Source organism: Streptomyces sp. NBC_00414, assembly GCF_036038375.1.
In the GTDB taxonomy this organism is placed as follows: domain Bacteria; phylum Actinomycetota; class Actinomycetes; order Streptomycetales; family Streptomycetaceae; genus Streptomyces.
Genome location: NZ_CP107935.1, coordinates 218,080 through 230,104 on the forward strand (window position 1 = coordinate 218,080; position 12,025 = coordinate 230,104).

General features: G+C 67.1%; 15 protein-coding genes and 1 pseudogene. 8 read left to right on the forward strand and 8 right to left on the reverse strand.

Going from position 1 to position 12,025, the window contains the following annotated elements:
* Positions 1-25: 25 nt before the first annotated feature.
* Positions 26-802, reverse strand: coding sequence for an ABC transporter permease (locus OHS59_RS00950; RefSeq protein WP_328491460.1), 777 nt, complete (start codon positions 800-802; stop codon positions 26-28).
* A gap of 101 nt (positions 803-903) precedes the next feature.
* Entirely contained in the window at positions 904-1,818 is a 915-nt protein-coding gene (locus OHS59_RS00955; protein WP_328491461.1) for an ABC transporter ATP-binding protein, read from the reverse strand.
* Between the two features lie 269 nt (positions 1,819-2,087).
* Here OHS59_RS00955 and OHS59_RS00960 point away from each other — a divergent pair, with 269 nt between their 5' ends.
* A complete protein-coding gene (locus tag OHS59_RS00960) occupies positions 2,088-2,405 on the forward strand; it encodes a hypothetical protein (protein WP_443061361.1) in 318 nt (105 codons plus the stop codon).
* Positions 2,406-2,446: 41 nt separating this feature from the next.
* On the opposite strand, the gene OHS59_RS00965 is transcribed toward OHS59_RS00960, so the two are convergent.
* Positions 2,447-3,346: an alpha/beta fold hydrolase gene (locus OHS59_RS00965; RefSeq protein WP_328491462.1), complete on the reverse strand. Its 900-nt coding sequence runs from the start codon at positions 3,344-3,346 to the stop codon at positions 2,447-2,449.
* 57 nt (positions 3,347-3,403) lie between these two features.
* On the opposite strand from OHS59_RS00965, the gene OHS59_RS00970 reads away from it, so the two are divergent.
* Complete coding sequence (locus OHS59_RS00970; protein ID WP_328491463.1) at positions 3,404-4,009, forward strand: TetR/AcrR family transcriptional regulator; 606 nt, start codon at positions 3,404-3,406, stop codon at positions 4,007-4,009.
* Positions 4,010-4,924: 915 nt separating this feature from the next.
* Positions 4,925-5,470, forward strand: coding sequence for a GrpB family protein (locus OHS59_RS00975; protein WP_328491464.1), 546 nt, complete (start codon positions 4,925-4,927; stop codon positions 5,468-5,470).
* A 63-nt stretch (positions 5,471-5,533) separates the two neighbouring features.
* Here the strand turns inward: OHS59_RS00975 and OHS59_RS00980 are convergent.
* From OHS59_RS00980 to OHS59_RS00990, 3 genes and pseudogenes are all read right to left on the reverse strand, one after another.
* Positions 5,534-5,823, reverse strand: a pseudogene (locus OHS59_RS00980) (transposase); the annotation flags it as partial.
* A 184-nt stretch (positions 5,824-6,007) separates the two neighbouring features.
* Positions 6,008-6,910 (reverse strand): SDR family oxidoreductase, encoded by a 903-nt coding sequence (locus OHS59_RS00985; protein WP_328491465.1) that lies wholly within the window; start codon positions 6,908-6,910, stop codon positions 6,008-6,010.
* 28 nt (positions 6,911-6,938) lie between these two features.
* Positions 6,939-7,343: a Dabb family protein gene (locus tag OHS59_RS00990; RefSeq protein WP_328491466.1), complete on the reverse strand. Its 405-nt coding sequence runs from the start codon at positions 7,341-7,343 to the stop codon at positions 6,939-6,941.
* 122 nt (positions 7,344-7,465) lie between these two features.
* Here OHS59_RS00990 and OHS59_RS00995 point away from each other — a divergent pair, with 122 nt between their 5' ends.
* Complete coding sequence (locus OHS59_RS00995) at positions 7,466-8,092, forward strand: TetR/AcrR family transcriptional regulator (RefSeq protein ID WP_328491467.1); 627 nt, start codon at positions 7,466-7,468, stop codon at positions 8,090-8,092.
* A 35-nt stretch (positions 8,093-8,127) separates the two neighbouring features.
* A complete protein-coding gene (locus tag OHS59_RS01000; protein WP_328491468.1) occupies positions 8,128-8,352 on the forward strand; it encodes a hypothetical protein in 225 nt (74 codons plus the stop codon).
* A 41-nt stretch (positions 8,353-8,393) separates the two neighbouring features.
* On the opposite strand, the gene OHS59_RS01005 is transcribed toward OHS59_RS01000, so the two are convergent.
* Positions 8,394-9,065: a hypothetical protein gene (locus OHS59_RS01005; RefSeq protein ID WP_328491469.1), complete on the reverse strand. Its 672-nt coding sequence runs from the start codon at positions 9,063-9,065 to the stop codon at positions 8,394-8,396.
* Positions 9,066-9,314: 249 nt separating this feature from the next.
* On the opposite strand from OHS59_RS01005, the gene OHS59_RS01010 reads away from it, so the two are divergent.
* Both OHS59_RS01010 and OHS59_RS01015 read left to right on the forward strand, forming a co-directional pair.
* A complete protein-coding gene (locus OHS59_RS01010; RefSeq protein ID WP_328491470.1) occupies positions 9,315-9,686 on the forward strand; it encodes a DUF6233 domain-containing protein in 372 nt (123 codons plus the stop codon).
* 83 nt (positions 9,687-9,769) lie between these two features.
* Positions 9,770-9,973 carry a hypothetical protein gene (locus tag OHS59_RS01015; RefSeq protein ID WP_328491471.1) on the forward strand — a complete coding sequence of 68 codons (204 nt, stop codon included), beginning with the start codon at positions 9,770-9,772 and terminating at the stop codon, positions 9,971-9,973.
* A 77-nt stretch (positions 9,974-10,050) separates the two neighbouring features.
* On the opposite strand, the gene OHS59_RS01020 is transcribed toward OHS59_RS01015, so the two are convergent.
* On the reverse strand, positions 10,051-10,407 hold the full coding sequence (locus OHS59_RS01020) for a VOC family protein (protein ID WP_328491472.1): 357 nt from the start codon (positions 10,405-10,407) through the stop codon (positions 10,051-10,053).
* Positions 10,408-10,659: 252 nt separating this feature from the next.
* Here OHS59_RS01020 and OHS59_RS01025 point away from each other — a divergent pair, with 252 nt between their 5' ends.
* Positions 10,660-11,433 carry an alpha/beta fold hydrolase gene (locus OHS59_RS01025; RefSeq protein WP_328491473.1) on the forward strand — a complete coding sequence of 258 codons (774 nt, stop codon included), beginning with the start codon at positions 10,660-10,662 and terminating at the stop codon, positions 11,431-11,433.
* The last annotated feature ends 592 nt before the right edge of the window (positions 11,434-12,025 follow it).

A 12,025-nucleotide genomic window follows, 5' to 3' on the forward strand; every position in this document is an offset into this window, starting at 1 on the left:
CTTCCGTCTTCACTGTCCCGCCCCGCTACGCGTCACGCTTGCGGAAGACCATGAATGCCGCCACCATCAGAACCGCCACGGACCCCACCATGACACCCACTCCGGCCCAGGGACTCAGCAAGTCGGGGTCCTGATAGCTGGTGACGATCTGCCCGCCTGCGATCGGCGGCCAGTACTTGGACACCCAGGCCCCCAGCTCTCCGGGCAGGGCCGGGGCGAACGCCTGAACAATCAGCATCACCCCGAACAGTGTGGTCACCGTTGCCGTCGTGGAGCGGATCACCGTGCCCAGAGCCAGTCCGAAGAGCCCGGCCAGCGCCAGGTACAAGCCACCACCAAAGATGCCGCGCGACGCCACGCCGTCGGAGAGCGCCAGGTGCGGAGCGCCCGCCCCGGACAGCGACGCCTGCCCGACCAGAAACCCGGCCAGCGACACCGCGATCCCGACCGGGAGCGCCACGCCCACCAGCACCACAGCCTTGGATGCCAGCACCCGCGCCCGGTGCGGAACCCCGATCAGAGTGGGGACGATCGTTCGCGCGCCGTACTCAGAAGTGATGACCAGACCGCCCAGCAGACCGAGCGCGATCTGCGCGAGCAGGTAACCGCGCAGACTGGTGGCCAGCGGGTCGAACGACGCCTGGTCCGCGGGGCTCAGGTCCGCGAACTCGCTGCCCGCGGACGAACCGTTCAGCGCGGCGAGTCCGAGGCAGAACGCCAGGGTGCCCAGGATCAGGTACAACGTCGACCGCATCGTACGAATCTTGATCCACTCGGCGTGCAGGCAGTGCCAGAAGGTCACCCTCCCGTCCCTGGCACGACGCGGTCGCGGCTGAAGACGGAGCACGAGCGGGCGCCGGCGGGCTTTCGTCGCCCTGATAAGGGTCTGCGTGGTCGAACGTGTCATCGGCTCGTCTCCTTCTCCGACTGGTATTCCACCGCATCCCGGGTCAGATCCATGAACGCTCTTTCCAGCGACACCTGGCGCGGAGCAAGCTCATGCAGCTCCACTCCGCCGGCCGACGCCAGCGCGCCGATCTCGGCGGCGTCCATTCCCGTCACCACCAGAGCGTCGCTGCTCTCGGGCCGTACCCCAACGGCTGAACCGAGCATGCCGCGCAGTTCCTCGGCCTGGGGGCTGCGGACAAAGACCTCACGTTCGGAGTGAGCCTCGATGAAGTCCTTCATCGAGGTGTCGGCGATCAGCCGTCCTCTGCCGATGACGATGAGGTGGTCGGCAGTCAGCTCCATCTCGCTCATCAGATGGCTCGACATCAGAACCGCGCGTCCTTCCGCCGCCATCCTCCGCATCAGCGAGCGGATCCACACGATGCCCTCCGGGTCCAGCCCGTTGAGCGGCTCGTCGAAGACCAGCACCGGAGGGTCACCCAGCAGGGCCGCCGCGATTCCCAGCCGCTGACGCATGCCGAGGGAGAACGTTCCCGCACGTCGGCGGCTCACGTGCTCCAAGCCGACTTCCGCCAGCACCGCCTCGACCCGACTGCTCGGGATCCCGTTGCCGGCCGCCAGCGCCAGCAGATGGTGATAGGCGGTGCGGCTCGGCAGCAACGCGCCCGGATCCAGGAGCGCCCCGACTTCCTTCAGTGGCGTGGATTGCGCGACGTACGGCCGCCCACCCACGGTCGCAGTCCCGGAACTGGCGGCGTCCAGGCCCACGAGCATCCGCAGGGTCGTCGACTTGCCGGCACCATTGGGCCCCAGGAACCCCGTCACTTCCTCGGGCCGGACAGCAAACGTCAGATCGTCCACGGCCAGGACCTCGCCATAACGTTTTGACAGGCCACGTACTTCGATCATCGAGACTCCAGATGCGGTGGTGCACGCGACCCTCGCGTGCACCACTCACTGTCCGCCGCCGCCGTGAACCGGATCTGGACGAACATGAACGTCACATGGGAATGCCAAGCCCGTGACCTGGGAAGACTCGGCAGGCTGCACCGGGGAGCCCTCTGACTCACATAAAACTCACATGCTGGCCTCCGGCCGGCAGCCATTCATGGCCATCTCCGCGCAACGGGCAGAGGCCCTGCTGGAAGAGTCCGGCGCTGCCCGGCCACGGAACGCGGGTGGCCCTGCTGACCGGCGACACGACGGGACCACCCCTGGTCGTCGTCCCGCTGATCACCGAGTGGACCGGTCTGCCCGTCTCCGTCAGGATATCCGGCGCCGATGTTCACGACGGCCAGGCCCTGATTCCGCTGGTGAAGGGCATACCTCCGATCCGGTCCCGCCGAGGACCTCGCCGCCGCAAGCCCGGCATACTCGACGCCTACAAGGGTTACGACCACCGCCACCTGCGGCAAAGGCCCTCCGGCCGAGGCATCCGACACCGTATCGCCCGCAAGGCATCGAGACCTCACAGCGCCTCGGCCGCAGCACCGTGAGTGTCTCCACCCACACCCGCTCAGCCCTCAACACCCCAGCCTCACCGGTTGGCCGCGAGGAAGTCCTCCAGGACTTCGACAAGCCGCGTCGGCTGCTCCTCGGCCGGGTAGTGGCCGCAGTCGTCGAGAACGACCCCCGTGACGTCGTCGGCTGCCAGCCGCATCGTCTGAGCGGCATTCGAGCCGCTCCACAGCGCGCCACCGACGGCGAGCACCGGGAGCGTCAGCCGGATCTTGCTGCGCTGCTCGTTCTGCGCGATCGTCTCGTCCAGCGCCCGGTAGTACGCGAAGCTCGCCCGCAGCGCGCGAGGATCCGCGGTGATCGCGTCGACGTAGGCGTCGACGGCGTACGCGGGGATCGCGGTCGGCGTGGCGGCCTTGGTGGCGAACTGCCAGCCGAAGAAGAGCTGTTCCCGTCCCCGGACCAGTTCCTCGTTGAGGTCGGTGAGTCGGTTGAAGCCGAACTGCCAGAGCCTCAGGTTGGCCGCGGCCGGGCCGAAGAACGGCGGGGACGGCGTGAGACCGGGGATCACCGCTTCGAGGATGGCGAGTCGGCCCACCCGCTCGGGGTCATCGGCGGCGAGGGCGTATCCGGTCCACGTGCCGATGTCGTGGCCGACCACGTCGAACCGGTCATGCCCCAGCGCGGCCATCAACGCGACCAGATCGGCGGCCAGCGTACCGGCGTCGTACCCGTCGTCGGGCTTGTCCGAGAGCCCGGCCCCGCGCGAGTCGACGGCGACGACGGTGTGCCGACGGGCGAGCGCGGGCATCACCTCCCGCCAGGCGTACCAGGTCTGGGGCCACCCGCCGATCAGCAGCAGCGCCGGGCCCTCCCCACCAGTGACCGCGTGCAGCCGCAGTCCGTTCACCTCCACGAGCCGGCTGGTGAAGACGTCGAGGAATCCGTCAGGCAGTCGCAGCGAACTCAAGTTGGTCATGCCGACGACCCTACCCATCTTTGAACGATCGGTACAAGATGTGTAGAGTGACGGACCATGGCAGGCCGCAAGCAATTCGACGTGGACGAGGCGCTACGACGTGCGATGCACGTCTTCTGGCGCTGGGGTTATTCGGAGGCTTCGATCGATCGCCTGACCGAGGGCACGGGCCTGGGCCGGGGCTCGCTCTACGGCACCTTCGGCGACAAGAGCGCCCTCTTCCGCAAAAGCCTCCAGCGGTACGCGCAGACCTACCACCCGCTGTACGAGCAGGCACTGTCTGGCCCTCACCCGAACCCGAGCGGCGTTGTGGCCGCCTACCTGCAGGTCGCCCTGAACCGCATCGCCGACCCGACGGTCCCGGACGGCTGCCTGCTCACGGTGTCGGCAACGCAGATCCCGGCCCTTGACGCGGAGGGACAGGCGATGGTCCGCGCCATGATCGACGGTTTGCGGGCGTTGCTGGAGCAGGCGTTGCTGGCGGCGGGGGCCGGTGAGCAGGAGGCGGCGGAGCTGGCGTTGTGCACGCTGGCAACGAACAAATCTCTGGCCGTGCTGAGCCGCGCCGGCTTCTCGGGCGAAGACCTGGCAACCGTCGCGGCAGCGGCCGCGAAGAGTGCCAAGGTTCCGCCGAACCGGCCGGCCGAACCGTCGGGGCCCTGACAGGCGGGAACGACCCCGTCGCCGATGGATCTGCAGAGACCTTGCTTGGGGCAGTCGGCGGCTCGGCAAGAAGTGACTCGGCCCAGCCCTGATAGGGGCTGAGCCGACCCTGGCAACGAAATCGTCCCACCCGGGGGGAAAGAAGCTGACCTGAGCCGCCTCTGCATTCGGGCACTTGAACCTCGCAACAGGATCACGGGTGGGCCCTCTTGAGGCGTCGCCAGCCGATGAGGCTGCATGCCAGGGAGACGAAGGCGTCGTGGAGTTCGAGGCGTCGTTCCCATCGGATGGCTGAGGGCTGTCCCGTTACTCGCTGAGGGGGCATCATGACGGTCATGACCACATATCGAAAGGCTGATGCCGCGTAGACGGCCTGGCGCCGTGCGCGCCGAGCAGCATGGTTCTCGCGTCCGGGTGCATCTCCCGCCGACCCGGATCCGCGGGCTCTCGGGCCGCACCAGCTTGGCGATACATCGCGTGGAGAGACTGTCGGGCGACTACTGGGTCTACCCCGGTGCCACCGACCGCGCGCTGCGGCGGTATCGAGCGTTTCTCGAACCACCGGGGCGTCGGCCCCTCTATCCGCAGGACGCGGAGTGCTCGTGCCGCGGCTGCTCCTTCGACGACGTGAGGTACGCCCGAGACGTACTGGAGGAAGTCCTGCAACTTTTGCCTTCCCCGGCCCGCGCCGAGCTGAAGCGCCAAGTGAGCTCCCTGGACGCGGTGTACCTCAAGCGCACTCTGCCTGATCCATTTGCCGATCGCCGGCAGTGGCGCCCCGACCGCTGGTGGCGTCGTCGCCTCGCGGGTGGCAGAGAGGACGGATGATGCCGGCGGTGCGGTGCGACGGCAGTGAATCATCACAACGCGGCTGGTCCGATCACGACTGCGGCAAGCCGTGGAAAACTCCTCAATATGGGAGACCCAGTCGAGATCATGCCTTACGACCCTGCTTGGCCGGCAATGTTCGCCAAGTGGGGCGCGGGCCTGCGTGCAGCCCTTGGTGATGCTGCGGCTCGTATCGACCACATCGGGTCAACCTCGGTGCCGGGGCTGGCGGCCAAGCCGGTGATCGACATCCAGATCTCCGTAACATCGCTGGAAGCGACGGATTCGTTCCTGGGCCCGCTGACAGGTACAGGGCTCGTGTACCGGGCGGACAATCCCGAACGGACGAAGCGCTACTTCCGGGAACCTCCAGGTCAGCGCCGGACACACGTGCACGTGCGGCAACTGGGCAGCTTCTCTCAGCAGTTCCCCCTGCTGTTTCGCGACTACCTCCGGTGCCACTTGGCTGCCGCGAACGAGTACGCAGCAGCCAAACAGCACTGCGCGGCCAAGTTCCGCAACGACCGTCCCGGCTACGTCCAATCAAAGGATGCCTTCGTATGGGACATCGTCCGACGTGCTGACGCCTGGGCCCAGCACACCGGCTGGGCCCCCGGTCCCAGTGACGCCTGACCACGCCTCCCGATCACAGATGAAGCCAAGATCATTGGAGTTACGGGACAGCCTTTGGGCATCTGGACTGGTGTCGACGAGGGCAAGAGTCTGCGTGATGTCGTTGACGCTCGCCACAGTCGTGATGACATGAAGCGGGAGTGCCCTCCTCGTCGCAGATCAGATGGTGTCTGCTGCCGGTCCGTCGCCGGTCGACCGGCGACGGACCTGTCACGTCTCCCCTTTTTGGCGCGGACGTGGGAGCCGTCCACGCACGGGCGGGGTTCGCCGGCCGCGTTCAGCTCCGCGAGCAGGATGCGGTGCAACCTGTCGAAGACGCCTGCCTGCTGCCGGCGGTCCAGGCGCCGCCAGCAGACACCTCACGATGCCAACGGGCCAAGCGGCGGCGGCCAGTTCGGTGGACAATGCGGTGTGTTCGTCGAACAGTTGGCGGCGCTGGAGCCAGTGGTAGAACTGACCAATCATGCGGCTGAAAAGGACCTGCCGTCGACGTGCCGGTGTGGCGGTGTGGCGGTGTGGCGGTGTGGCAGTGCAAGTTCAGCCGACCTCGTTGCGGACGGCGGTGTCGAGGTCGGTGGCGGTCAGGCCGAAGGTCTCGGCGGTCTCCGTCGCGTCCATGTGGAACGGCGCGTACCACTGGTAGTCCATCTCGGCCATCTCGCGGGCGATCGGCACGATCAGCCCGGCCGTACGCGTCACGGAGCGCGGTATCCGGATCAGTTTGACCGGTGGTCGGCCTGCCGCGACGGCATAGCGCCGCGCCAGTTCGCGAATGGTGACGGCCGGCGGGGACGGCACGTGCCAGGGTCTGCCCCACGCGCGCTCTTCCGAGGCCAGCGTGATGAGGGCCTGTGCCATGTCGCCGTTGAAGGTGAAGGTGTGCGGCATGTCCAGATGGCCGGTGATCCAGGCCGCTTTTCCCTTCTGCAGGGCCGACTTGATGAGCAGGGAGTAGATGCCGTTGGCGTCCTTGCCGATGTAGTCGGAGCCGCGGACCTCGACGGTGCGGATTCCCGCGGCGAGTGCCTGTTCCCACATGCGTCTGCGCAGGCGGCCCTTGTGCCCGGTGGCGGCCATGGGGGTGTGTTCGTTCATCCGGCCACCGGGCTGCGGACCGTAGGCGTAGAGGCTGCCGGTCAGCGCGAGGACGGCGTCGTTCGCCTTGGCGGCGGTGATGGCCGCCGTCTGCAGAGGCGGCAACAGGCGCTCCCACACCGTGTATGAGGGTGGATTGGCGCAGTGGTAGATCACTTCCGCGCCGCGGGACAGCTCGGTCAGGCGGGACGGGTCGGACGCGTCCGCGGCGACCCGGTCGACCAGCGGGTGCTCGGGGCCGGAGCCGCTGCGGGTGACGATCCGGACGCTCTCGCCGCGCTCGGCGAGCAGACGAGCGACGTTGGTACCGATGGAACCGGCACCGATGATGACGTGCTTGGCCATGACGGTTTCTCCTTCTCCGGGGTATCGGTCAGTCGTCCACGCCGGAGCCGGTATAGGTGGGCACGTCTGTGAGCAGGCCGGCGATCTGCGGGTTGAGCTCGTTGCGGCGCCGGTGCAGTTCCTGGATCTTGGCGTTCAGGTCAGGGTCGTCATCGTCACTGACGTCGAAGATCTCCAGCCGTTCGACCAGGTGCAGCCCGAGGTGGTCGGTCCGGTAGGTGGTCGGGTGCGTCAGGTAGGCGAAGAGCCCATCGAGATGTTCGACGACGAACACCGCGCCGTACGTGTGGTCGCCGCCGTGGTCACGGCCCACGACGAAGGACTTGATGGCGGGGTTCGAGCGGCCCTGATTGCGCCAGCTCTCCAGCACCGCCTCGATCTGCTCAGGCGTTGCAGTGGCCTTCATCGTGACCCTGTTGATGTGGTAAATCATGACTTACGATCCGTTCCTAACGTTGTTAGATTTCCTAACGCCGTTAACTATGACGTGCGTCGTCGGCACGGTCAAGGCGGTGACTAGTGTTCGGGGACACCATCGAAGCGAAGTGACGGACCATGTCGACCAGCACGAGACGGGCCCGTGAACGGGCGAACACCCGGGAGCGGATCATCGAGGCCGCGCTGCACGTTCTGGAGACCGAGGGCGTCGCGGCTCTGACGATCCGGCGCATCGCCACCGACGTCGAATATTCCGCGCCCGTCGTCTACCAGCACTTCGCCAACAAGGACGCGCTCGTACTGGAGCTGGTCGCGTACGGTCACCGCCTGATGCTGAGCGAGTTCCACCGAGCCGCACAGGAGCCCGATGCGGACCGGCGCATGACGCGCGTCGCGTCGCAGTACGTCCGGTTCGCCGGCGAGCACCCCCACCTCTTCCAGGTCATGAACGACCCGGTGGTCGACGCGGACGAACGCCGGCGCGTCGCGGAACCGGCCATCGACATCCTCAAGGAGCTGCTCACCTCCTGGTCTGCCGCACACGGCGTGGTCCTGGCCGATCTCGACCAGGCCTGCGAGATCCTCTGGGGCACGCTGTACGGCATCGCGTCACTCAGTCACCTCGGCAACGTAGGCAGCGATCGCGCCCACCACCTCGCCGAACAGGCGCTCCACGCGATCCTTCTCGGCTGGCGAACCGAGGCGGCGGCGGACGGTCGACCCGCGAGCAGCCAGGTGCTCTGACACTGCGGTTCGCCGGGTTCAGAGGGAGGACCGGAGTGTTCGTCGAGATCGTCTTCGCGGGGTTGCCGATCGATCGTGACGACGCCGAGGAGGCACTCAAGACGGCGTTCGAGCTTGACGGCGAAGTCAGCGGCGCGGGCATCGGCATGGGCCGTTGTGATCTTGACCTTGAAAGCGCGGAGGGCCGGTCACGGCCGCGGCCCTGGAGCGGATCCCGGCCGGCGCTGTCCGAACTGGAGTCGCGGACTGCGCGACGTTGAACATCAGCGGCTGGTCAAGCCGCCGCCCTCGCTCGTCCGCCCTATCGGATGCCCTTCTCACTGCGACCGCGGGCGTGCCCTCGACGTTGGACGGCAAGGACGTCGGGGTGGCGCGTGTTGGCGTTGCGCCACAGCATTCCGGGTGGTTTCAGCGGAACCACACGCTCGCCTTTCCGGCAGGGCTGGAACGATGAGTCAGGAGACGCGTGGCAGTGCGGCGGCCGGGCCGATCGCGCTGGTGGACCACGGCGCCGTCCAGGGTGTGTTCGACGAATGCGTGCCGCGTGCTGGCTGACGCGGGCAGCGCGCGGACGACGGAGCGGGGGTCGACGCCGCGGGCCCGGTCCGCGAGCCCGGTCTGCGGCCAGCCGTCCGGCTTGGCCACCGAGCAGGCGCTGCATCGTGATCGGCGGGAGTGCGGCGAGCAGGCCGACGCTGTGCAGGCCGTTCTCGCGCAGCGTAGCGGCCTGCTTCGGCCCGATGCCGTGCAGTGCCTCCACCGGCAGCGGCCCAAGCCAGCCGACCACCTGGCCGGGACTGAGGGCCAGAACACTGCCAGGGGCGTCGATCCGACCGGAGGCGGTCTCGGCGACGGTGATGGTGGGGCCGATGCCGACGCGTACGTCGATGCCGAGCCGCGGCAGGGTCCGCACCCGCAGCACCTCACCCAGGCGCCGGGCGTCGGCGCCGCGATAACGCAGCGCACCCTTCAACTAGACCAGAGCTGCGGACGGTGGCAGGGCCTGGAGGGTCGGGGAGAGTTCCGCGCACCTGTTCCAACATCTGCCGGAACACGTCGTCCGGCAGCCGGTCCGGGCCGCGCACATGCATCACACTCGACATCCACACCTGCTCCCGTGCTGCCGCCATGGCACCCCACCTCCTCCGGACGTAGAGTTTCGAACTGATATTCGAATACGCGCGTGACGGGCCGATCGGTCCACACATCCAGGGACGAGATCATGTTCGATTACCTAGCCGCTGACCTGCCAAGACCGCATGCACTGCGTGTCTGGCATGCCATGAGGCTGACACGCATCGACGCCAAAAGCTTCGCCGTGCAGAAGCGGGAAACCGAGCAGGAACACGGCCTGCTCGCCCGGCTGCCGGAGCCGGAATGGGTCGTCGAACTGGGCACCGGCGACGACCGCCCACCCGTCGAGGTACACGTGGGCCACCGCTACGCCATCGGCCAACGACGGCGCCCCGTCAGCCGTGACAAAGCCCGCCGGCTCCTCGATGCCGGACTGCGCGCGTGCAGCCACTGCACCCCAGACACCCTGCTCGACATCCCCTTATCCAGCCGCCCGGCCCTTGCCGCCGCGGCGCACTGACGGCTTCCCGCACCTTCACGGCCTGCCACGCTGCACCGCGGTGTCCACCCACACCCCCACCCCCGGACAGGACACCCCCCGCGATGACCAGCACTCCCCCGCCACCGATCAGCGAACCCGACCCCTCCACCTTCAAAACTTCCAGCAGCTACATCGGCCCCTGCTCCGGTTGCCAACGCGCCACGCACAAGTACGGCAGCGGCGGACTGCCCCTGTGCCACTGGTGCCTCGCAGCCGCCCGCGACAACTGGGGACCAGCCGTCCAGTTCAACAACACCCGCCAGTAGTCCGGCTTCAGCTGTGATTCAGGCTGTCGCCTTACAGCTACGCAAGAGCGCAAGGTCACGAACGTCAGAAGGCTTCCTCAGTTCAGGCAGAGACAGAAAGGGTGACCTGCCGGGTCCAGGAAGACTCGGTAGGACGTACCCGGCTGCTCCTGGTGCTTGGTCGCACCGAGATCGATCACTGCCACCTCGGCAGCATCAAGGTCGTCAACGATCACATCGAGGTGCATCTGCTGGGGCCGGTCCTGGGTGGGCCACATCGGCGGGGCATAACCAGCCACCTTATGAAAGGAGATGCACCGGCCGTCTCCGGCACAGACCGCAGCCCGATCAGTGGAGACGTCGATCTTCCAATCCAACATCGCACCGTAGAACCTCGCGAGTGCGCCAGGATCCGGACAGTCGATGACGACGAGGGGCAAGCGAGCGATAGCCATGCCAGCCACGCTATCGACGATCACGGTCGGTACACGTCCGCTTTCCGCAGAGACGCAGCGGCGTTACCACGGGCACTACGGGGCTCTGCATAGTCGAATGCTGAAACTCCGAATCGCACGGTTGAGTGGCCCTTGGTGGCCCCACGGCGTAGGCATACCGGGAACGCCCTTCTCATTCGCACGGCAAACACGTTGCACGTTCACCCGGCAAACACGTTGCACGCGCAGGCCGCCGTCCTCCAGGCTCGGACCATGCGGATCACCAGCAGTGACGGACTGACGATCGGGTTCGAGACCGTGGGCCGCGGACATCCACTGGTACTGCTGCACGGTTTTTTCGGAGACCGCACCACCTGGCACTCCGCCGGTCACGTCGAAGCACTCACCGAGGACTTTCGTCTCGTCCTGATCGACGCTCGCGGGCACGGCGAAAGCGAAGCGCCCCATGACTCAGGCAGCTATGCGATCAGCCGTCAGGTCGACGACGTCCTCTCCGTGCTCGACACACTCGACATCGGCCAAGCGGCCATGTGGGGCGCCTCGATGGGCGGCATCATCGGCCTGCATCTCCTCGCCAGTCACCCCGAGCGGCTGACCACTCTCATCGTGGGCGGTGCCCACGCCGGCCCGATCACCGTCGAGCAGGCTGCCGCCGAGGCGGAAGCCGCCGTGTTCCGGACCCAGGGCACCGCACCGTTCATTGAGGCGCTGGACCGTCAGGGACCGCTCCCCGCATGGATGCGCACCGTGATGCAAGCCGCCGACCCCAATGCCCTGGCAGCATTGACCCTCGCTCTGGACAACCGCGACAGCGTCCTGGACGCGCTGGCTTCCTCCGCCGTCCCGCTGCTCCTGCTCGCCGGAGACCGTGACCCCCGACTTCCTGCGATTCGGGAGACCGCCGACCGAATACGCAGCTCTACCTTCGCGGAACTGCCCGGCTGCGGGCATCTGGACACTTTCCTGAGGACGGATCTCACCTTGCCCGTGGTCCGGGCGTTCCTTACCGCCCAAAAGGCTCTCTGAACTCCGCTTCGATGAGGCGCGACCAATTCAACGGGCCGAGACACCGGTAGTGATGAACAAGCTGAGAGTTTGCAGCATGACGCCTCAGCGGCCCGGCCCCGGCTGACCACACGTGCGTAAGAATCAGTCAAACCTGGAGGACGTTCACCGCCGTGAGCCAGGCCCGCCTCCGGGTAGGCGTAGCAGTCGACTGCGGTGTCCCGGCCGCGGCCATGAATGCGCCCACGAAACCGCACCCGCACCCGGCAATGCCGTCGGTCTTGGCGCCCTGCCGAGCGGAGGCGAAGGGGTACCGGCAGGTTCTGGCTGTTCTGCAGGTACACAGCTGTCGTCGCATAGTCCATCTGCTCAACTCGTTCGGCGGGGGAACAGGTCGAGCACACCACCAAAGCAGCAGGACTGCGTGACTACGACTTCGCGATCGGCAGTGCTACCCGAGTACGCCTTCAGGGAGGGGAAATGGGTGATGGCGCGATCCGCGTCCGGTGCGCGGCCCGTCCTCTCCCCTCGGCTTGGTACCTTTCACAGGACACGTAAATCGATCGGATGTTCGTTTGCTGGGATCTCCGAGACGTCCGTTGTCGGCAGTAGG